This is a genomic window from Bacillus sp. UNC69MF, from assembly GCF_000746035.1.
Classification (GTDB): Bacteria; Bacillota; Bacilli; order Bacillales; family Bacillaceae; genus Bacillus; species Bacillus velezensis.
The window spans coordinates 66,741-88,340 of record NZ_KN050798.1 but is presented as its reverse complement, the minus strand read 5'-3'; the positions used below and the strand labels follow the sequence as shown (position 1 = coordinate 88,340).

General features: G+C 47.1%; 19 protein-coding genes. 9 read left to right on the top strand and 10 right to left on the bottom strand.

Annotated elements, in window-relative coordinates; all coding sequences use genetic code 11:
- Position 1: 1 nt before the first annotated feature.
- The 3 genes from BR62_RS0112625 to BR62_RS0112615 form a co-directional block, all read right to left on the bottom strand.
- The gene (locus BR62_RS0112625; RefSeq protein ID WP_032871080.1) at positions 2-1,390 is read right to left on the bottom strand and encodes a hemolysin family protein; all 1,389 of its coding nucleotides are present in this window, start codon (positions 1,388-1,390) and stop codon (positions 2-4) included.
- Positions 1,391-1,619: 229 nt separating this feature from the next.
- On the bottom strand, positions 1,620-2,864 hold the full coding sequence (locus BR62_RS0112620) for a beta-ketoacyl synthase N-terminal-like domain-containing protein (RefSeq protein ID WP_020955571.1): 1,245 nt from the start codon (positions 2,862-2,864) through the stop codon (positions 1,620-1,622).
- A gap of 32 nt (positions 2,865-2,896) precedes the next feature.
- Positions 2,897-4,081, bottom strand: a complete 1,185-nt coding sequence (locus tag BR62_RS0112615; RefSeq protein ID WP_015417125.1) for a pyridoxal phosphate-dependent aminotransferase — start codon at positions 4,079-4,081, stop codon at positions 2,897-2,899.
- A gap of 179 nt (positions 4,082-4,260) precedes the next feature.
- Here BR62_RS0112615 and BR62_RS0112610 point away from each other — a divergent pair, with 179 nt between their 5' ends.
- Entirely contained in the window at positions 4,261-4,686 is a 426-nt protein-coding gene (locus BR62_RS0112610) for a MerR family transcriptional regulator (protein ID WP_007409263.1), read from the top strand.
- Positions 4,687-4,747: 61 nt separating this feature from the next.
- Entirely contained in the window at positions 4,748-6,082 is a 1,335-nt protein-coding gene (locus tag BR62_RS0112605) for a hemolysin family protein (RefSeq protein WP_007409264.1), read from the top strand.
- Positions 6,083-6,127: 45 nt separating this feature from the next.
- Here the strand turns inward: BR62_RS0112605 and BR62_RS0112600 are convergent, their stop codons facing one another.
- Entirely contained in the window at positions 6,128-6,727 is a 600-nt protein-coding gene (locus tag BR62_RS0112600; protein WP_007409265.1) for a lysophospholipid acyltransferase family protein, read from the bottom strand.
- A 240-nt stretch (positions 6,728-6,967) separates the two neighbouring features.
- Between BR62_RS0112600 and sigM the strand changes: the two genes are divergently transcribed.
- The 3 genes from sigM to BR62_RS0112585 are packed head-to-tail and all read left to right on the top strand — an operon-like array spanning position 6,968 to position 8,803.
- Positions 6,968-7,459: an RNA polymerase sigma factor SigM gene (sigM, locus tag BR62_RS0112595; RefSeq protein WP_003155312.1), complete on the top strand. Its 492-nt coding sequence runs from the start codon at positions 6,968-6,970 to the stop codon at positions 7,457-7,459.
- Positions 7,452-8,525, top strand: coding sequence for an anti-sigma factor (locus BR62_RS0112590; protein ID WP_032866193.1), 1,074 nt, complete (start codon positions 7,452-7,454; stop codon positions 8,523-8,525). The genes sigM and BR62_RS0112590 overlap by 8 nt, the downstream gene beginning before the upstream one ends.
- Positions 8,513-8,803 (top strand): anti-sigma-M factor, encoded by a 291-nt coding sequence (locus BR62_RS0112585; RefSeq protein ID WP_003155315.1) that lies wholly within the window; start codon positions 8,513-8,515, stop codon positions 8,801-8,803. The genes BR62_RS0112590 and BR62_RS0112585 overlap by 13 nt, the downstream gene beginning before the upstream one ends.
- Positions 8,804-8,839: 36 nt before the next feature.
- Here BR62_RS0112585 and BR62_RS0112580 read toward each other — a convergent pair whose 3' ends face one another.
- From BR62_RS0112580 to BR62_RS0112565, 4 genes are all read right to left on the bottom strand, one after another.
- Positions 8,840-10,195, bottom strand: a complete 1,356-nt coding sequence (locus tag BR62_RS0112580) for a sodium-dependent transporter (protein ID WP_032871078.1) — start codon at positions 10,193-10,195, stop codon at positions 8,840-8,842.
- A 114-nt stretch (positions 10,196-10,309) separates the two neighbouring features.
- Positions 10,310-11,713, bottom strand: a complete 1,404-nt coding sequence (locus BR62_RS0112575) for a branched-chain amino acid transporter BcaP (RefSeq protein ID WP_012117176.1) — start codon at positions 11,711-11,713, stop codon at positions 10,310-10,312.
- A 333-nt stretch (positions 11,714-12,046) separates the two neighbouring features.
- A complete protein-coding gene (locus BR62_RS0112570) occupies positions 12,047-12,916 on the bottom strand; it encodes an SDR family oxidoreductase (protein ID WP_007409269.1) in 870 nt (289 codons plus the stop codon).
- 79 nt (positions 12,917-12,995) lie between these two features.
- On the bottom strand, positions 12,996-14,099 hold the full coding sequence (locus tag BR62_RS0112565) for a citrate synthase/methylcitrate synthase (protein ID WP_032865267.1): 1,104 nt from the start codon (positions 14,097-14,099) through the stop codon (positions 12,996-12,998).
- Between the two features lie 109 nt (positions 14,100-14,208).
- On the opposite strand from BR62_RS0112565, the gene BR62_RS0112560 reads away from it, so the two are divergent.
- On the top strand, positions 14,209-15,084 hold the full coding sequence (locus tag BR62_RS0112560) for a LysR family transcriptional regulator (protein WP_007409271.1): 876 nt from the start codon (positions 14,209-14,211) through the stop codon (positions 15,082-15,084).
- Between the two features lie 68 nt (positions 15,085-15,152).
- Here the strand turns inward: BR62_RS0112560 and BR62_RS0112555 are convergent, their stop codons facing one another.
- Positions 15,153-15,977 (bottom strand): C40 family peptidase, encoded by an 825-nt coding sequence (locus BR62_RS0112555; RefSeq protein WP_007409272.1) that lies wholly within the window; start codon positions 15,975-15,977, stop codon positions 15,153-15,155.
- 458 nt (positions 15,978-16,435) lie between these two features.
- Here BR62_RS0112555 and BR62_RS0112550 point away from each other — a divergent pair, with 458 nt between their 5' ends.
- Positions 16,436-17,815, top strand: coding sequence for an alkaline phosphatase (locus BR62_RS0112550; RefSeq protein ID WP_032871076.1), 1,380 nt, complete (start codon positions 16,436-16,438; stop codon positions 17,813-17,815).
- Positions 17,816-17,852: 37 nt separating this feature from the next.
- On the opposite strand, the gene BR62_RS0112545 is transcribed toward BR62_RS0112550, so the two are convergent.
- Positions 17,853-19,259, bottom strand: coding sequence for a SpoVR family protein (locus BR62_RS0112545; protein ID WP_015239476.1), 1,407 nt, complete (start codon positions 19,257-19,259; stop codon positions 17,853-17,855).
- A gap of 169 nt (positions 19,260-19,428) precedes the next feature.
- Here BR62_RS0112545 and BR62_RS0112540 point away from each other — a divergent pair, with 169 nt between their 5' ends.
- Both BR62_RS0112540 and nsrR read left to right on the top strand, forming a co-directional pair.
- Positions 19,429-20,943 (top strand): mechanosensitive ion channel, encoded by a 1,515-nt coding sequence (locus BR62_RS0112540; RefSeq protein WP_032871073.1) that lies wholly within the window; start codon positions 19,429-19,431, stop codon positions 20,941-20,943.
- Between the two features lie 132 nt (positions 20,944-21,075).
- Complete coding sequence (gene nsrR / locus BR62_RS0112535; RefSeq protein WP_007610306.1) at positions 21,076-21,510, top strand: nitric oxide-sensing transcriptional repressor NsrR; 435 nt, start codon at positions 21,076-21,078, stop codon at positions 21,508-21,510.
- Positions 21,511-21,600: the final 90 nt, after the last annotated feature.

Genomic DNA, 21,600 nt, shown 5'->3' with positions numbered 1-21,600 from the left:
CTTATTTTTCGCTCAAGGTTGCGTTATGAAGCATGACCGCTTCAGGCACGGGCAGCTGGCGGTTTATTGTTCCCTGACCGCCCGGGCGGCCCTGTTCTTCTTTGAGTTCAAGCTGTTTAATAAACCGGCCGTCCATTTCTAATATGAGGGCAGTGTATCCCCCGATTTGTATCGACTCACCCGCACAGATGTCAATATTCCGTTTCAGCACAAGACCGCCGATCGTGTCGACTTCCTCTTCAATCCCTGCGCCGAGAAGATAATTCACCTGATCAATCCGAACCTTTCCGTCCAGCACATAATGGCGTTCGGACAGCTTTTGAATCTGCGGCTGTTCGTCCTCATCAAATTCGTCTCTGATATCGCCGACGATTTCTTCAAGGATGTCTTCGGTCGTCACAAGACCGGACGTTCCGCCGTATTCATCAGACAATATCGCCAAATGAATCCGTTCTCTCTGCATTTTTATCAGCAGGTCGTGTATCGGGATCGTCTCGATGACTTCAATCACCGGGCGGACGTAAGACGTGATGGATACTTCCGCTTTTTCATCTTCTGTCATAAACAGCAGATCTGAAAAGAGATGCTTCGTATTGATCATGCCGATGACACTGTCTTTGTCCCCGTCCGTTACGGGCCAGCGCGTATATTTGTCTTTCAGCATCATATCAAGCATTTCCGGAACGTCCATATCAGTGGAGACAGCCGCAATTTCTTTTCTCGGAATCATGATTTCCTTGGCGATCCGATTATCAAAATCAAAAATTTTATTCACAAATGTATATTCAGACGGATTGATTTCTCCGTTTTTTAAACTTTCTGACAGCAGGATCCGCAGCTCTTCTTCAGAGTGGGAGCCTTCATGCTCAGATGCCGGCTTTAATCCGGCCAAACCGGTCAGAATTCTCGCGGAGCCGTTCAGCACCCAAATAAACGGGAACATGAACACGTAAAATAACCGAAGCGGTCCGGCAATCCATAACGTCAGCTTTTCAGCTTTTTGAATCGCAACCGTTTTAGGCGCAAGCTCACCGACGACGACATGCAGAAACGTAATCAGCCCGTACGCCGCAGCAAAAGAAATCACATGCTCAGCAGAATCCGGCAGCCCCATACCCTGAAACACAGGATGAAGCATCCGCTCAAATGCAGGCTCTCCCAGTACGCCGAGCCCGATGGATGTGAGTGTAATGCCAAGCTGCGACGCGGATAAATACTCATCAAGATCCGTAATGATACGCTTTGCGAGCACCGCCCGTCTGTTCCCTTCTGAAATGAGCTGATCGATTCTGGATCTTCTCACTCTGACGATCGCAAATTCACTCGCCACGAAAAATGCCGTTAACGCAATGAGCACACCGATTAAAATCAAACTGTCAATATCGTCCATTTCACCTTATCCCGAATTAAAGGATAAGGACGTCACCTCCTGATTTCATCGTTTTTTCTTAAGCGAGAGGAACGAAATGGGTGATTGACTACACAGAGGGCCCCATCCTGCCACCTCCTAAGTCAAAGCATGATTGTCATTTGTATAGTTTATTGTATCACAACTCCATTCTTTCATCATTTTCAGATTTTTATCATATAAAAAACAGCCTTCAAAAAGAAGGCTGCCGTTATCTGCTTTGGAAATGATTTTCTAAACAAAGCGCCGTATTAATCCCCCCGAATCCCATGCTTAAGCTTAACGCATGGTGTACGGTATGGGCGCTCGGCCCGTCGGTCACCCACTGAAATGAATCGTCAATCGGCTCCGTTAAGTTTCGGATCGGATGAAGTTTGTTTTCCCGCATTTGCAAGAGAGCAGCAATGATTTCCACCGTTCCGGCCGCACTCAGACCGTGTCCGGTAATCGATTTTGTCGCATTAATCCGCGCGTGCGACAGGCCGCTTTCAGAAAGCGCCCGGCATTCAGTCTTATCACCGATCGGCGAACCGGTGCCGTGCGGGTTAATGTAATCGATCTCTTTTGCTGAAAGACCGGCCCGCTCCAGCGCCTGGCGGATCACCGTCATTTCGCCCTCTGCTGAAGGATTCGGGTTGCGGTTCGCATCAGAAGCCATCCCCCAGCCCTTTAAGCCGGCCCACGAACGCGCGCCCCTCTGTTCGGCAGATTCAGCGCGTTCCAGCACAATCGCCCCGCACGCCTCTCCGAATATAAACCCGTCCGTATGCCGGTCAAACGGGCGGCAGGCGGCTTCAGGCCGTTCAGCGTATGTATCAGTGCCCATCGCTCCCAAAGAACGGAGAGCATGACACTCCATGTACGACAGATCGGCCAGCGCCCCGATCACGATGCACCGGTCAAACAGGCCGCCTTTGATTCCTTGAGCAGCCTGAATAACCGCCGCCTGGCCGCTTGCCGACGCGCCGCCGACCGTAAAGGCCGGCCCTTTTATCCCGAATTGCTCCGTACAAAGCCCCGACAAATCACTATCCATAAAAGAAAGCCCGTATGTCGGATTTACAAATTGCGGCGTTTCACCGTTTTTCTCAAAGGCCTGCAGCAATTCGCGCTGCGTCATATTCGAGCCGCCGATGATCAGACCGGTGCGGCTGTGATCAGCGCCGTCTAATTGAGCGTCATGCCACGCTTCATATAAAGCGATAAGCGCCGTCTTTCCTGATAATGCGGCCCTTCGGTACAAGCGCTTCGACAGCGCGTCCGGCGGCGTTAATTCGCTAAGCTCCGCGCCGATAAACGAACTGCCTTTCTGCCGGCCGGGCCGTTTCATCACATCAAAGGCGTGCCGCCCCTCCATAAGCGCATCGAGAAACGCCTCCTTGCCTTGTCCGACCGCGGTTAAGACTCCGATTCCTGTAATGCTGATGTCTGACGTGCCATTATTACTCCTCGACATTTGTCCGTTCTCCCATCTTTATGTATTGGAAGCTATGAAGAAAAATCTTGATACAGTGCTTTGAAAATATCGCGTGACTGTCTGATCTGTTCTGAAGGCACGCTGAAAGATAATCGGAAATAGCCGCTTTTTCCAAATCCGCTGCCGGGTACGATCAATAGTTTGTATTTCTGTGCGGCATGCATGCAGAACGCCACCTCGTCTTCAATCGGTGATTTCGGAAAGACGAAAAAGCCTCCTTTCGGCATTTCAAATTCGAAGCCGGCTTCTGTGAGGATGTCCACCATAAGGTCTCTCCGCTTTCTGTAAGGTTCAGCGTCAATCGAAAGATCATCCATTTTCGCCACGGCACGCTGCATCATGACCGGAGCGTTCACAAAGCCGAGCGTCCGGTTGCAGAAAACGAACGCATCCGTCAGAAGATCGCCCTCAGGCATTTGGGCGTCTGCCGCGATATACCCGAGCCTTTCCCCCGCAATGCCGAGATCTTTACTGAACGAACTGACTAAAATCACGCGGTGATACGCCTGAAACGGATTCGCCTGCTCTTCTCCGTAGATCAGCTGGCTGTACGGTTCATCAAATAAAATAAATATGCTTTGGCCGTTCCGCTCTTCGGCTTCTTTTAATAAGGCGCCCAATTCGTTAAGGTTTTTCTGGCTGAGCACAGTCCCCGTCGGATTATGCGGCGTATTAACGATCAGTCCTTTCGTACGGGGGGTGATCGCACCTTTAACCGCTTCAATATCAATCTCAAATGAGTCAGTCAGCGGGCAGATGACGGGTCTGCCGCGGTAATTTTCAACATACGCTTTATATTCCGCAAAATAAGGCGAAAGAAGGATGACTTCTTCCTCCGGGTTTAAAATGCTCTTCAGCGCGACATTCAGCGCCCCGCCGGCTCCGACCGTCATGACTGTATGCCTGGCGGAAATTTCTGTCTGAAACCGCTCTGACAAAAAGCGCGCAACCTTTTCTCTCGCCTCCGGAAGCCCCTGGTTTTGTATGTATCCGTGCCGCCCTGTTTCAGCCGCTTCGCAAAGCGCCTTTTTAAATGTTTCAGGCGGCTCCGCAACCGGATTTCCTATTGAAAAGTCAAACACCTTATCGGCGCCGAACTCTTTTTTCAGCCGAGCGCCTTCATCAAATAGTTTGCGTATCCATGACCCTTTCTCCAGATTCTGTGTCACTTCCCGTGATAAACCGGCCACTGTCATCTGTCCCTTCTGTCTTTTTCTTCCGTCTCTATTTACAATGATTATGAAAGATTTACATGGCGCAGTCAACGCTTTTTCAGACAGCCCGCCGCGCCGTTTCAGGAGAAAGACGGAAAACAATAAACTTGTGCAAACTCCCCTTCATATATTAAACTATTCTCATAACTATAACGTGATGGTTGGGGAGGGATTTAGATGGGGCTGAGACTTATCGCATCAGTGAATTAGCAGAGCTTGCCGGTGTAACGAAACGCACGGTGGATTACTACACAAACCTCGGGCTTTTAAAGCCTGACAGGTCTTGTTCGAACTATCGTTACTACGATACACTTGCACTTAATCGGTTAAAGTTTATAGTCGCTTGTAAAAAGCAGCGATTGGCCCTGTCTGATATAAAAGATCGACTGGAGAACCAGTTTCCCTCTTCAGCCCTGCCTGACGATATTGGAAATCTGGCATCGGAAATTGATCACATGAATCAAAACATCTCCGTGATCTTGAATCGGTTTGAAAAGCTTGAACCAGAGGAGCGCGCCCAGCTGAAAAAAAGGCTGGCTCCTGAAAAGCTTGCAGTGCTTCAATCATTTATGCTGCTGTTAAGTTAAACCATTATCTTACTAACAGGAGGTGTTACCTTCATCTTCCCAAAAGGAGTGAAGGTTCTAATTGGACATTGTGAATTTGATTTTAGTCGCGGTTTTAATCGCGCTGACGGCATTTTTCGTAGCATCTGAGTTTGCGATAATCAGAATCAGAGGCTCACGGGTTGACCAGCTTATAGCAGAAGGAAATAAAGCCGCAATCGGTGTCAAAAAAGTGACCACGCATTTAGATGAGTATTTATCGGCGTGCCAGCTCGGCATAACATTGACTTCCATCGGTCTTGGTGTCTTAGGCGAATCAACGATTGAACGCTTGCTTCATCCGCTTTTCACAAAGATAAACGTACCCAGCTCATTATCGCATATTATTTCATTTATTCTCGCCTATGCGATCATTACATTCTTACACGTGGTCGTGGGAGAGTTGGCGCCGAAAACAGTCGCCATCCAGAAAGCGGAAGCCGTTTCAATGCTGTTTTCGAAACCGCTCATTTGGTTTTACCGCATCATGTTCCCGTTTATCTGGCTTCTGAACAACTCCGCCCGTCTTTTAACGAAGGCGTTCGGTCTTGAGACGGTGTCTGAAAATGAGCTTGCCCACTCTGAAGAAGAGCTGCGCATCATTTTATCTGAAAGCTATAAAAGCGGTGAAATCAACCAGTCTGAATTTAAATACGTGAACAAAATCTTTGAATTTGACGACAGACTTGCAAAAGAAATCATGATTCCGCGTACGGAAATCGTCAGTCTGCCGCATGATATCAAAATTTCTGAAATGATGGACATCATTCAGATTGAAAAATATACCCGGTACCCTGTCGAAGAGGGTGACAAAGATAATATTATCGGCGTTATTAACATTAAAGAAGTGCTGACCGCCTGCATCAGCGGCGAAGTATCAGTCGACTCGCCGATTACCGATTTTGTCAATCCGATCATCCATGTGATTGAGTCGGCACCGATTCACGATCTGCTTGTAAAAATGCAGAAGGAACGGGTTCATATGGCGATTCTGTCGGATGAATACGGCGGAACCGCGGGGCTTGTCACCGTTGAAGACATTATTGAAGAAATCGTCGGGGAAATTCGTGATGAATTTGATATCGATGAAATCAACGAAATCCGCAAACTCGGCGACGGCCATTACATGCTTGACGGCAAGGTCCTGATTGATCAAGTGAACGAACTCCTCGGCATCCATTTGGAAAATGACGAGGTCGACACCATCGGCGGCTGGTTCCTTACCCAGAAATACGACGTCGAACAATACGACTCGATTATCGAAGAAGGCTGTGAATTTATCATTAATGAAATTGACGGCCACCACGTCGCATATATCGAAGTGAAAAAACTGGCGTTTGATGAACTGCTGGAAACCGCCGAACAAAAAGAAGCATAACAAAAAAGCTTGCGCGTCTGATACAGACGGCAAGCTTTTTTTCATTTACAGTTGTTCAAGTTTTTTCTCAAGCTCTTTAATTCTGGCATTCAGCTCTTCTGTCATGGCCGCAAGCCTCTCCTTCGGCGCAAGATCGGAAAAGTCCTCCAAAAAAATCGGCTCGCCGATGATAAGCCGCATTTTTCCCTTTTTAAACAGCGCTTTTCCCGTAGACGGCCCTTTATATGCGGCCGGAACGAGCGGCGCTTTTCCCATTTGGGCGATGGTCACGGCCCCTCTTTTCAGCGGGACGTCTTCTGATGTTCTCGTACCGCTCGGAAAAATCCCGACAATCTTTCCTTCCTTCAGAAGCTTAATCGGCGTTTTAATGCTGCTTGGGCCCGGATTTTCACGGTCAACCGGGAACGCGTGAATCTTCTTCAAAAAACGTCCGATCCACTTTTTCTGAAACAGCTCTTTTTTCGCCATATAATGAATCTGATGGGGCAATATCCCGACACCGAGCGTGAGGACGTCCACCCAGCCCGCATGCGTGCACGCGATAACGAATCCTTTATCAGACGGAAGATTCTCTTTATTGTACACTTTCACTCCTCCGCGCAGGGATAGAATGCATTTGATGGCATTTGCACAAAACTTATACATAACGCACTTCCTTTGTTGTAATGATCAAAAGTGTTCTCTCTCTCTATTATAACAATATTTTTTATTACCTGGTACTAATAATTATATTTTTCCTCCGCCGATCTCTATCTTTTATGACGGATTTTGGGTACTATAGAGAAATGGTGTTTGATGAGGTGAAAATGAATTTAAGCCGTTTGCATGGAACGTGCAACTTTAAACCTTTCTTATGCGTGTATAACATAGAGGGGAGAAAAGGCAGTGACGATCGATGAAATTTACCAAATGTATATGAATGATGTTTACCGGTTCCTGCTCTCCATGACAAAAGACAAGCATCTCGCTGAAGATTTGCTGCAGGAAACCTTTATGAGGGCATACATACACATTCACTCCTACGACCACAGCAAAGTAAAGCCATGGCTTTTTCAAGTGGCGAGAAATGCGTTTATAGATTATGTCAGAAAACATAAAAAGGAAGTGACCATTTCCGATGACTTAATTGGGAGCCTTTTTCAGACGGCTGTTCAAAGCCCGGCTCATCAGATTGAAATCAAGGAAGTGCTGACAGGGTATATGTCCGAACTTCCCGACAATTATCGGGAGGCCTTAACACTGTATTATTTAAAAGAACTGAATTACAAAGAAGCATCCCATATTATGAATATTTCAGAGGCTAATTTTAAAAGTGTTTTATTTCGTGCCAGACAGCGGCTGAAAGCACTTTATAATAGAGGTGTTAATGATGAATGAAGAATTTAAAAAGCGTTTTTACCAATACAAAAATGGAGAAATGAGCGACCGGGAAATGGCCGCCTTTGAAGAAGAGCTGGAAAAGCTGGAAGTCTATCAGGAGTTGATTGAAAGCGAAATGCAGGACGACCGGGAATGGGACGTCGGCATCAGCCCGGAAAAACAGAAGGCCATTTTATCATACGGAAAACGCAAATCGTATTTGCGGATTTCAGTTCTCGCCGTCATCTCCACTTTGATGATTTTGCCGCTTTGCACATTAGGAAGCTACCTCTATTACGGTCTGGGAGGAAAAGAAAGCACCGGCAATCAATTAATGGAGACCGCGGCAGTGACGGTGGCGACCACAATGCCGAACGTCCTCGTCGATACCTCCGGACTGAAAAGCCAGGTGAAGCTGTTTGGAATGAATACGGAATTTCCGCTGCAAAAGCAGATCGGCACAAAAACGAAATCCGTCGGCGGAGAACGGATTGAAATGTTTTTAGATACGGTCAAATCGCCTGCCGTTAACTACTATGATCTAGACGCGGCACAGGCAAAGCATTATTTCGCCCATCCTTCCGGTTTAAAGGAACGCACGATTGAAAAAGCCGGACAGACATTAAAAAAATTGCCTGAAGGAAGCGTGGCGGAGGTCTATCTTTCTTATGACAGGGCCTATCCTTCTTCTCAAATATATTCGACTTTTAAAAAATACGATGTGAAGTTTTTATGGAACGCGGTCGAAACGGAGAAAAATCTGAAAGACAGTCCTTATGCAGAGCCGTTAGGATTTCCCGGGAAAGATTCCAAGATGGTGTCCTCTTTCGAAACGCAAGGACAGACAGACCGTGAACAATTTATCAATGCCCTTGAATTTATGTCCCGCCATAAAAAATGGGCGCATGCAATATCGAAACGCAAAGACATGAATCTTGGCAGCCGAATCGACTATGTTGAACATCACGGAATGAACGTATACGGCTCTGTCGTGACGGGGCCGACAAAAGAAATCGAACGTCTGCTGAAAAACAAAACAGTAAAAGCAGCAAACATCGGTGAGGTGGAATTATGGAATTGGTAAGAATTTTTAAAGAGCATAATGTTTTCGGCTGGATATCAGTCGGTACCGCGATTTTGTCGCTGCTGCTTTTGAACGTGGCAATCATCAGCAATGTGACTTTCTATTCTTATCAGATGCTGCCGTTTGCGATGGCCGCCGTGCCGTTCGGCATCATTGAGCTGTTTATTAAAAAAGGACGGACGGGCCCGGGACTGCTCGGTGTCATTCTCAATCTGTTCGTCATTGTCTGTGTATATACGATCGTTGCGGTTGATACGAATCTGCAATTCGGTTTTTAAACATAAAAACAGGCCCTTTTACGGGGGCCTGTTTTTTTAAAATGAAAGAACGCCGATTAAATGCAGCAATACGACGATGATAGCCAGCGGCACGAGATATTTCAGAAGGAAATACCACACCTGAAAGAAACGATAGCCGATGGCGGAACCGCTTTTCATCTCGGCAAACAGCTCCTGCTTCGGTATTTTCAGCGGGACGAAGATTGATATTAATAAAGCGCCGAGCGGAATCAGCACATTGCTGACGGTGAAATCCGCAAGATCAAAAAACGTTTTTCCGAACAAATGAACATCACCGAGAACACCGTATGATAAACAGGACGGAATTCCGACTAAGAAAATGAGCAGACCGCTTGTCCACGACAGCTTCTTTCTTTTCGTTTCATCACCTTTCCCCACAGTCGCCACGATAATTTCCACCATCGAAAAGGCCGAAGTCAGCGCGGCGAAGAAAAAGACCGCCAAAAAGCTGATAAAAAACAGCGAGCCGAACGGCAGCCGGTCAAACACAGCCGGCAGCACGGTAAACAGCAGTGTAGGCCCTTCATCCGGTTTAAAGCCGAACGAAAAAACCGCCGGGAAAATGGCCAGTCCCGCAAACAGCGTAACGAGCACATTCATCATAACAATGGAACCCGCCGAACCCGGAAGATTTTGGGTTTTCGACAGGTACGAACTGTATGTCACCATGACCGAAACACCGAGCGTTAATGTAAAAAACGCCTGTCCTAAAGCATATAGGATGGATTCCGGCGTCAAATCTTCAAAGTGCGGAACCAATAAAAATCTAATCCCCTCAACGGCATGATCGAGCGTGACTGATCGCAGCACAAGCAATAGAAACAGCACGAATAAAATCGGCATCAGCACCGCACTGACACGTTCAATCCCTTTCTGCACGCCTTTTGCGACGACCGCCACCGTCATGATCATAAATACAAGCTGCGCAATGAGAGTCTGGATCGGATTTTCAATGACCGTCCCGAACACCGTGCCGTACTGCTCCTGAGTGAGCCCGGATAAAGAACCGGTAACGGCTTTTAACACATAAAGCAAAATCCACCCGCCGACAACACTGTAAAAAGACAAAACTAAAAAACAGGCCGCCACACCCACATAACCCGTAAGGTGCCATACCGACTTCGGCGCGGCTTGTTTGTAGGCATCAATCGCATTTGTCTGGCTCCGTCTTCCGAAAATAAATTCACCGAGCAAAAGCGGATAGCCTAAAAGCACGGTAAAGAGGACGAATATAAGAAAAAAAGCGCCTCCCCCGTTCGTACCCGCTACGTAAGGGAACTTCCAAATGGCTCCCAGGCCGATCGCCGAACCGGCAGCGGCCATAATAAATCCTATTTTTGAGGCCCATTGAACCCTTTTTTGGTCAGACACGACTTTCCACTTCCCTTCCGCCCTATATTATCCCTTATTCGCTGCGATAACTTAAGCCCATTTCAATATGTTTCATTATTCCGAAAAATAAAAAGGAGCGGCGGGTGCCGCTCCTTACAAATCCCCGTTTAATTTCGAATGCTTTCTCGAATATAAGAAATAAATCACCAGACCGATGATCAGCCAGATAAAGAAACGGAATATGGTGGTGGCGCCGAGGTTAATAATCAAAAACACGCAGAACAGAATGGACAATATCGGAATAAAGGGAACCCCCGGACATTTAAAAGCCCTTGGCAGATCAGGCTGTTTCTTTCTCAATACGATAACCGCCACGGAAATCAGGACAAATGCGGCAAGCGTGCCGATGTTCACCAGCTTCGCCAGTTCATCAAGCGGGACGAGCGAGCCGAGTAATGCCGACAGGATGCCGAACACCCACGTCACCACGTGCGGCGTTTTATGCTTCGGATGGACTTTTGAAAGCGCCCCCGGCACCAAACCGTCACGGGACATGGCAAACATCACCCTCGTCTGCCCGTACAGCATGACGAGCATCACCGTTGTCATCCCCAACACTGCGCCGATATCAATAATCCCGGCCACCCAATTCTGTCCGGCCATCTGCAGGACGAGAGACACGGGATGGTCAACGCCTTCAAAGCGGGCAAACGGAACGACGCCCGTCATAATCGCCGATACGGTCACATACAGCACGGTGCAGACGATTAATGAAAAGATAATTCCTTTCGGCAGATCCTTCGCCGGATTTTTCGTTTCTTCAGCGGCGGAAGAGACGGCGTCAAAACCGATAAAAGAGAAGAAAACGAGCGCCGCGGCACTGAAAACACCGCCGAATCCCATCGGTATAAACGGCTGCCAGTTGTGAGGTTTGACATATACGGCCGCAACGGCGATAAACAATAGAACAACCAGAACCTTCAAAATGACCATAATATTATTGACCCGCTTCGATTCTTTAATGCCTAAATAGAGAAGGAATGTAATCGCAAGCACGATAACAAATGCGGGGAGATTAAAGAATGTGACCGTGCCTTTAATGGATCCCGGCGCGGCCGTTAATGCGGTCGGAAGATGAATGCCGAAGCCCGCCAAGAATGATTGAAAATAGCCGGACCAGCCGACCGAAACCGCGCTGACGGCGAGCATATATTCCAAGATTAAATCCCATCCGATGATAAACGCGAGAAGTTCACCCAGTGTCGCATAAGTAAACGTGTAGACGGAACCTGAAACCGGGACGCTTGAAGCAAATTCGGCATATGACAAAGCCGCAAATAAACACGCAAGAGCGGCGATGACAAATGAAACAGTCAGCCCAGGCCCCGCCGTGACAGCGCCTGTTCCGGTTAATACAAAAATCCCCGTTCCGATGATGGCCCCTATCCCCAGAAGGGTCAAATCAAAGGCCCCTAACTCTCTTTTCAGCGACTTTTCCCCGCTCGTTGCGGCAAGCAGGTCCTGAATGCTTTTCTTTCTGAATACGCTCCCCTTCATCTGCTTCACTCCTTGTAAACCAATATATGTTAGAATATTCAGATAACAATAGCAATAATGACTAAATTCTTATTTTTCGCATGAAATGTTTCAGCACATCATTCCTTTCTCCTATGTCATATTATAGCGAAAAATATAAAAATGAAAATAACTTTTTTGAAAATTCTATATATTATTTTTAGTTTTCATAAAACAGAACTCAGCGGATTCTCCACTGTGAAATATTAACATTAGTGATTCAGCTGGCGACTTCCATCTTTTAAAAATCGTATTCATATGTACGTTCAAATAAAAATCCCGCCCTTTTTAAAAGCGCGGGATAAGACTTGCGTATTATGTTGAAATAAATCTGCCGCCATTTACGTGAATGGTTTGCCCCGTCATATAGGAAGATTCGTCTGAAGCCAGAAGCACGTAAGCTCCGGCGTGTTCCGCAGGCTGTCCCGGTCTTCCCATCGGAGTGTCCAGACCATGCTTTTCCACCTTTTCTTCAGTAAACGTTGCCGGAATCAGGGCGGTCCAGATCGGGCCAGGGGCCACCGCATTTACTCTGATCCCCTGATCGGCCAATGACATCGCCATTGAACGCGTAAAGGAAACGATGCCGCCTTTCGTGCATGAATAGTCGATCAATGATGTGTCTCCCTGATAAGCGGTAATAGACGTTGTATTAATGATGGCGCTCCCTCTTTGCAGGTGGGGCAGCACGGCTTTTGTCATATGAAACATAGAAAACATGTTTGTACGGAATGTCTTCTCCAGCTGTTCAGCTGTAATATCAAGAATCCCGTTTTGCGGATGCTGCTCAGCCGCATTATTAACGAGAATATCTATTTTTCCGTAGTGATCTAAGACTTGCCGGACCGCCTTCTGACAATGCGCCTCATCACCGACGTCTCCCGGAATTAACAGGCATTCGGCCTGGTATTCTTCCGCACGCTTTTTCGTTCTCTCGGCATCGGCATGTTCGTCTAGGTATAGGATGGCAAGATCCGCCCCTTCCTTCGCGTAAGCGATCGCAGCCGCTGCGCCGATGCCGCTGTCTCCGCCCGTGATGACGGCGACTTTTCCTTTTAATCTGCCAGACCCTTTTACATCCGGGTCCTCCAAGAGCGGTTTCGGCTCCATGTCTGACTCAATGCCGGGCTGGCGCTTTTGCACCTGCGGCTTTTGTCCTTCCGTCTGTCTGTCCATCGGATTCATATTCTCACACTCCTGCAATTGGTATTACTGAGACGATACCACGCAGCGCGGGGAGTTAAACGGACAAATATGCCGGTAATTAAAGCTGCTGAGCCGTTTCGGGAAAAGCGCCGGTGTATTTCGCAGACGGCCTGTAAATCATGTTGTCAGCGGACTGTTCAAGCACGTGTGCGCACCAGCCTGCCATTCTGCTTGCTGAAAAGGTCGGCGTAAACAAATCATTGTCGACATCAATGGCCTGCATCACAGCCGCTGCGTAAAACTCCACATTCGTATACAGCTTCCGTCCGGGCTTATATTGCTCTAACAGGCGGATGGCTTCCTTCTCCACATAAAGCGCCAAGTCAAGCGACGGATCATTTCCCGCCACTTCTTCAGCCTTTATGCGCAGCGCTTCCGCCCGCGGGTCTTTTGTTTTGTACACCCTGTGCCCGAAGCCCATCAGGCGTTCTCCCCTCATAAGCTTCGCTGCCAAATACGCTTCTGCATTTTCTTTTGTCCCGATGTCTTCAAGCATTTTCGTGACGCCTGAAGGCGCGCCTCCGTGCAGCGGCCCTTTCATCGTACCCAGTGCGGCAGTGACGGCAGACACTAAGTCCGATTCAGTCGAAACGGTGACTCTCGCTGAAAAAGTCGATGCATTCATCCCGTGCTCCATCGCCAGAATCATATATGTTTCAAGCGCTTTCTTTTGGGCTGCGGACGGCTGCCTGCCTGTCAGCATATACAAATAGTTTTCAACGTGTCCGTATCGCGCCTCAGGTGACAACGCTTCCTGCCCTTGTTTACGGCGGTATCTGTACGCAATAATCGTCGGTGTGACGGCAATCAGTTTAATCGCTTCTTCCGGCTTGGGCGGATAGGTAAATGAATCTGTGCCCAAACCTGAAACAGCCGTTCTCAGCACCGCCATGTCGTCCATTTCATCCGGAAGCGTTTCCAGTAAGTCGATCAAATGTTTCGGAAGCCCGCGCTCGGCTGCAAGTTCTTCCTGAAACGCAAGCAATTGCCGCTCATCAGGAAGCGCCCCGTTCAAAATGAGATACGCCGCTTCTTCAAAACTGAATTGCAGCGCGATATCCTTCGCATCATAGCCGCGATATATTAAATGCCCCTTTTCTCCGTCAATGTGGCTGATAGCCGTTTCTGCACAAGTAATCCCTTTCAATCCACGATAAATCAATTTCATTCCCCCTTATCCTCTTTCTGTTATTATAGTAAATATAATATTTAAAAAATAATGAATATTTTTAAGGGAATTAATTAAAACTTTTAATCAGAGGAGTGCATCTATGGATTTTAAATGGCTTCACACCTTCGTCACCGCGGCAAAATATGAGAATTTCAGAAAAACGGCGGAAACGCTTTTTTTATCTCAGCCGACCGTCACCGTTCATATAAAATTATTAGAGAAAGAAATCAGCTGCAAGCTGTTTCAGCGAAGCGGCCGGAAAATACAATTGACCGAAGAAGGAAAAGCATACGTGCCGTTTGCCATGAGGCTTTTGGAAGACTATGAAAACAGCATGGCGGAACTGCACAGGGTGCGCCAGGGCTACTCGCACACGCTGACACTCGCTGTTTCGCCGCTTATCGCCGACACCGTTCTCCCGTCTGTCATGAAGCGTTATACAGAGGACAATAAAGAAACCGAAATGACGGTCACCATTTTCGAATCGGAAGAAATCGCCTCTCAAATCAGAAACGGCTCAGCCGATATCGGACTGAGCTGCTTAAAGGTGCAATCATCTTCCCTCACTTGCCGCCCCCTGTACAATGACCCCGTTGTCCTCGTCGCGCCGCCCGGCCGAAAACCCGGAACAGGGAAGGCGGATGAAGTGAAAGACCTGTTCGGACAATATCTGCTTTTGACCCATAACCATCCTGACTATTGGGATGATTTGCTCCGCCAGGTCAGAATACAGTTCCCTTTCGTCAGGACAATGAAGGTGACACAGACGCATATTACGAAACGATTTATTAAAGAGGGGCTGGGTGTCTCATTTCTGCCGCTGTCAGCGGTACGGGCCGAACTCGCCGCAGGCAGCATGATTGAAATTCCGTGCGAATTCGCCCAGATGCCGAGCGCGGGCGCGTACGCCATCGCCCTCTATGAAAATGAAAAAAAGAAAACCTTTTTAGATTTTTTATCACATTTTCATTTTTAGGTGAAACAAATGGAGCTCTGTCCCGTCTAAATAAAAAACCCGTTCTGATGAACGGGTTTCTATCGCTGCTAGAATCTTTTCGCGCCAAGATAGCGAGGTTTCCAGTAGCTGTTATTCAGATCACTTGTTGTGACGCCGTCAGAACCGGCATGGATGAACTTGTTGTTTCCGATGTACACACCCATGTGTGAAGGGCCGGCCTGATATGTTGTAAAGAAGACGAAGTCTCCTCTTGACGGGCTGGACACGCTCTTCATTGAGCTCCAGTATCCCGCAGTGCTCGTTCTGCCGACACTCGTCTGTTTGTTTAACAGGTACCAGATAAATCCGCTGCAGTCAAAGCCGGAAGTCGTTGTTCCGCCCCATACATACGGCGTGCCGATTAAAGATTGCGCATCAGAAATCAGCTTGTTTACATTCAGGCTCGTCTGTGCAGCATTATGGCTGGATGAAGGCTGCTTTGATGACGAAGATCCTGAAGACGTTGAACCGGAAGTTGATCCCTTTACTTTAAGAACTTGTCCGATGCGGATCAGGTCCGTTTTTAAACCGTTTAAACTTTTTAATTGGTTTACCGTCATTTTATATTTATTCGCAATTTTCCAAAGGCTGTCGCCTTTTACGACTTTATATGTAGACGATGATGACTTGCTGCTTGAGCTTGAACCTGAGGATGATTTACCGTTAATCGAAAGCGTCTGACCGATGTAAATGATATCCGATTTTAATTTGTTCTCAGATTTAATGGAATTAATTGACGTTCCATACCGATTTGAAAGTCCCCATAATGTATCGCCTTTTTTTACCTTAATCGTTTGCGCAGATGCCGCGCCCGCAAACAAAGTCGTCCCCAAAACCACTGCCGTTGTTGCTGTAACAAGTTGCTTTTTCATATTTTCCTCCCTGAATGATTCTATCTATTTTATGTGTCTCTTTTTTAAAGTTTTTATCTGTTTCCTATTATAAGGTTCAATTTCCACTAGAAATAGACTTGACTTCCCGTGACAAATTTCTTACTAATTCGTTTTAGAAAAAAGTTTTTAAGGGTATTAAATATTTCAATTTGATTTCAAACGTGACGAAAAACGAGTCAATTTGTCATGTTTTTTTCCTGTGATCCTCGTATTTTGGAAAAACAAAGCAGTTTATTTTCCAAATAACCCCTTGTTAAAAAAAACCTCGACTTTTTCAAAAAAGTGAATGGTTTTCACTCTTTCTTGAAAACATAAGTTACACCGGAATTTACATTTCTAACAATGTTTCACCTGAAATTTACAGGAGGAACAGGCGCTCTTTACAAACACCCCCTACCATTAGACATGCAGACACGATTAAAGGAGGACGAGTGAGAATGAGTCTATTTAAACAGGTTCGATCAAAACTTCTGCCGGCGGCAGCCGTATCCGTGCTGACAGCCGGTCTGATTGCGGGCGCGGGGCTTCAGCACTCCGAACAGGCTGCGGCAAAAAAACAGCCTGACAAAAACGAAATCAGAAACGTCATCTTCATGGTCGGCGACGGAATGGGCGCTCCCTATATGAACGCCTATCGTTCGGTCATTAACAAAGGAAAGCCTTCGGATGGCATGAAACTGACGGCATTCGACCCCAATCTCACCGGTATGATGATGACTTACCCTGACGATCCTGATTCCAATATTACCGATTCCGCGGCGGCAGGCACGGCAATGGCCACGGGTGTGAAAACGTATAACGCGGCGATCGGAGTCGATAAAAAAGGAAAGCGGGTAAAATCCGTCCTCGAAGAAGCGAAACAAAGAGGGAAATCCACCGGACTTGTCGCAACTTCGGAGATTGCGCACGCCACCCCTGCGGCATTCGGAGCCCATAACAAATCCCGAAAGAACATGGATGACATCGCAAGCAGCTACTTTGATGACCGCATCAACGGAAAACAGAAAGTCGATGTGCTCCTTGGAGGCGGCAAGTCAAACTTTATCCGTAAAGACCGCAATGTAACAAAGGATTTCAAAAAAGCGGGATACAGCTACGTGACATCAAAACAGGAGCTCAAAAAGGATCGTAATAAGAAAATTCTCGGCCTGTTTGCCGATGGCGGACTCGACAAAGCAATCGACCGATCAAACGCCGTCCCTTCATTAGAAGACATGACAACGGCGGCGATCGACAGGCTGAACAAGAATAAAAAAGGGTTTTTCTTAATGGTCGAAGGCAGCCAAATTGACTGGGCGGGACATGACAATGACATAGTCGGCGCAATGAGCGAAATGAAGGATTTTGAAAAAGCGTATAAAGCAGCGATCGCATTTGCCAAAAAGGACAAACATACGCTTGTCGTTGCCACGGCTGACCATACCACCGGGGGATTGACGATCGGTGCGAATGACGATAAAAACTGGCATGTTGAACCGATTCTTGCCGCCAAAAAAACCCCGGCATTTATGGCTGACCAAATCAAAGCGGGCAAATCCGTATCTTCCGTGCTTGCGCGTTATACAGACCTGAAATGGTCAAAAGCGGAAATCAAACAGATCGAAACGGCCGCAAAACAGGATGCTGACAAGGGGGCATACAAAGCGATTATTAAGCTCTTTAATGCGAAAACCAACAGCGGCTGGACAACCGGCGATCATACGGGCGAAGAAGTTCCCGTTTACGCATACGGTCCGGGAAGAGAGTCATTTACGGGGCTTTTAAACAACACGGATCAGGCCAAAAAGATCTTTCACATCCTGAAACACGGAAAATAAAAAAGGATGCGGGGGTTTCCCCGCATCCTTTCTTCTTTTACAGATATCTCCGGTGCACTCCTTTGCCGTCATACGAAAACATCACTTCTCTGTCTTCAAGAACAGATTCGATGTGCACGCTCCTGCCCCACAGCTGGTACAGATACGGCAGCACTTTCTCCAAATATTTCAGATCAAGCTCAATTCCCTCATACCAATGTTTAATATAAAGCTCATTATTCTTCAGGTAATCCCCGTCATTGACGGTCAGATAAGGAAATCCCCCGTTGACCCGCATGTTCACGAGCTGGTCGCGCACGGCCTTCCATTCTTTGTCGATCACTTTATAGTCCCTGCCCTGCTTTTGGAATAAATACAAATCCTCACGCATCACGAGATCTTTCGTCAAATAATTGCGGATAAATGATATATCCGATTCAATTTCCCTGACCTCAAACATTTTCTCGCGTCCGGAACCGGGCTTTACTCCTGTTTTTTTCATTTCATCTGTCGGGTTGTCATAACGCTCTTCGATGTCTTCAAAAATTTTCAGCCCTAAATAATACGGGTTGATTCCCGTTTTTGACGGCTGAACGACGCCTGCGTTCAGCTTCGCAAATTCGATGGCTTCATCTGAAGTCAGGTCAAGCTCGCGGATAATCCGCTGATGCCAATAGGATGCCCAGCCTTCGTTCATGATTTTCGTTTCCAGCTGAGGCCAGAAATACAGCATTTCTTCTCTCATCATGGTTAAAATGTCACGCTGCCACGGTTCAAGCTCCCGCGAATGTTCCTCGATAAACAGCAGAATATCTTTTTCCGGCCGGGGCGGAAACGGTTTTTTCCCTTTTTTCTTTTTCACCTGCTTCGGCTTATCCATTCCCCATAAATCATCGTAAGGCGATGGCGCGGTTTCTTCTTCGTCCTCCTCTTCGTCATCGACGCTCCACAGCAGCTTCGGCCTGACGAGCGACGGATCGATATGCTCCTGAATCGCCAGAATGGCATCTAAAAAGGACTCCACCTCTTTGATCCCGTGAATTCTTTCATAATGCTTAATCCGCTCCGCCGCAGCCGCCATACTCTCAACCATGTCCCGGTTCGTATTTTGAAAGCGGCAGTTATGTTTGAAAAAATCACAATGGGCAAGAACATGGGCTACAATTAATTTATTTTGGATCAGCGAATTGCTGTCCAGCAAAAAAGCGTAGCAAGGGTTGGAATTAATGACAAGTTCATAAATTTTGCTCAAACCGAGATCATAATGGAGTTTCATCTTGTGAAATTGTTTGCCGAAACTCCAGTGGCTGAATCTCGTCGGCATGCCGTACGCGCCGAATGTATAAATAATCTCAGCCGGGCAAATTTCATATCTCATCGGGTAGAAATCAAGGCCGAAACCCTTCGCAATGTCGGTTATTTCCTCAATTGCCCGCTGTAAACCTTTTGTCTCCTCCGCGTTCAACCGAATCCCCCCTACTTGGACTTATTTATAATGTATGACCCCTCCTCTCAAAAGATGAAATAACAGACCGGTTTCCGGCTGAAAACTTTCGGCACATCCGCCCCGTTTGCTTTATATGTAAGTGGGTAAAACACACACCATACCCCAAAAAGAAAAGGAGCGATTCTACTTGAATACAGCAGACATGCTTACGACGTATCTCAGCAAACTCCCGAATCTGATCATCGCACTGCTCGTCCTGCTTATCGGCTGGGGCATTGCCAAAATCATTGAAAAAGCCGTATACAAAGGCCTGCAAAAAACAAAAATCGACGACAGGCTGTTCGCCGAAAAAAAGCCGGCGCGCTATTCCTCAGAAAAAGTCATCAGTAAAGTCATTTATTTTATCGCATTAATCATCGTTTTTATTCTATTCTTTAACATTCTGCATCTGACAACCGTGGCTTCGCCTTTTGTCAGCATGCTGTCAGCGATAACGGCGGCTGTGCCGAGCATTTTAAAAGCCGGCCTGATTCTGCTCGTGGGCTGGGCGGCCGCTTCGCTTTTCAGCTATCTCGTCAAAAAAGCGGGCATGAAACTCGCTGAAAACGGCCGGCTCAGAAAATGGACAATGGTGTCTGAAGAAGCGGAGATGAGCAGATCCGTTACGGCCGCTTCACGAATCGTTTTTTACTTCGTCTTGCTCTTGTTCCTGCCCGGCGTCTTGGCCGCTCTCCAGATCAGCGGAGTATCAGGGCCGTTTACAAATATGATCCAAAGCGTTTTGTCCTTTATACCGAAATTATTCGCCGCGGCGCTGATTGTTTTAATCGGCTGGCTTGTTGCCCGTCTCGTCCGTGATATCGTCACAAACTTTCTGGCGAGTATCGGCACGGAAAGGCTCGCCGCACGTATGGGGCTTTCTATTTATCTGAAGGATACAAGCCTGTCGGCAATCATCGGAACGATTGTCTACGTGCTGATTTTCATTCCGGTGATCATTTCTGCGCTTGACCGGCTTGATGTGGCGGGTATTTCTGAACCGGCGTCAGCCATGCTGCACACGGTCTTCACAATGCTCCCTAATATCATCATCGGTATCGTGCTGATCATCGCCGGCATCTGGATCGGAAAATGGGTCAACAGCATTGTATCCGGGCTCTTGCACCGGGCCGGTTTCGACTCTCTTCTCGGTAAAATGGGTTTTGAACAGACGGGTACCCCGAAGCTGACGCTTTCTCAGACGGTCGGCATGATTGTTCAGATCATCATCGTCCTGCTGTTTACGGCAGAGGCGCTGCAGCTTGTTCATCTCGAATTTCTCGTCGTTATCGCAACAGGTATTATCGCTTACCTGCCTAATGTTCTGGCCGCTGTATTTATTCTCGGAATCGGACTTTTGGCCGGACAGCTCGTCAGCAGACTGCTTGCCGGCATGCTGAGCGGAAAGGAATTCAGATTCCTGGCGCCGCTTGCGAAATATACCATTATCACTCTTTCAATCTTTATGGCGCTGGATCAGCTCGGTGTCGCCGACACGATCGTAAATGCCGCGTTTATTCTGATTCTGGGCGGTTTCGCGCTTGCCTTCGGACTTTCATTCGGTCTTGGCGGAAAAGATTTCGCCTCCCGTTATCTCGCAAAATTGGATCGCAAAATTGAAAAACATCAATCGGCTGACGATCGTAAGCCGCCGATGTCTTAACGAAAAAAACGTGCGCTCAGAAGGAGCGCACGTTTTTTTTTGAGTTAAGGGGGCAAATTCCTTTTTTTTCATTTTAGATTCATATATGATAGACTGTAACAGAAGCAAAATCTCTTTTTTCGAGGTCATTCTATGAAATTAACGAACTATACCGATTATTCTTTACGCGTTTTGATTTTTTTGGCTTCCAGACATTCCGACGAACTTTCCAACATAAAAGAAATCGCAGATACTTATTCCATCTCTAAAAACCACCTCATGAAAGTCATTTACCGCCTCGGCCAGCTCGGGTATGTCGAAACGATCCGGGGCCGGGGAGGCGGAATCCGTTTAGGAATGACACCGGAAGACATAAACATTGGAGAAGTCGTTCGAAATACAGAAGACGACTTTAACATCGTAGAATGCTTTGACTCCAAAAAAAATCTCTGTATCATATCTCCCGCCTGCAACTTAAAGAACCTTCTGAATGAAGCCCTGCAAGCTTACCTGGCCGTTTTAGACAAATATACGTTAAGGGATCTGGTCAAAAACAAAGAGGAGATTATGAGACTGCTCAGAAGCTGAAGGAATGCCCGCATTCCTTCTTTTTTTTATGCCGGCATAAGAAAAAAGGACTATTTCTATTAATATGATAAACGATTGCAGACAAGTGCC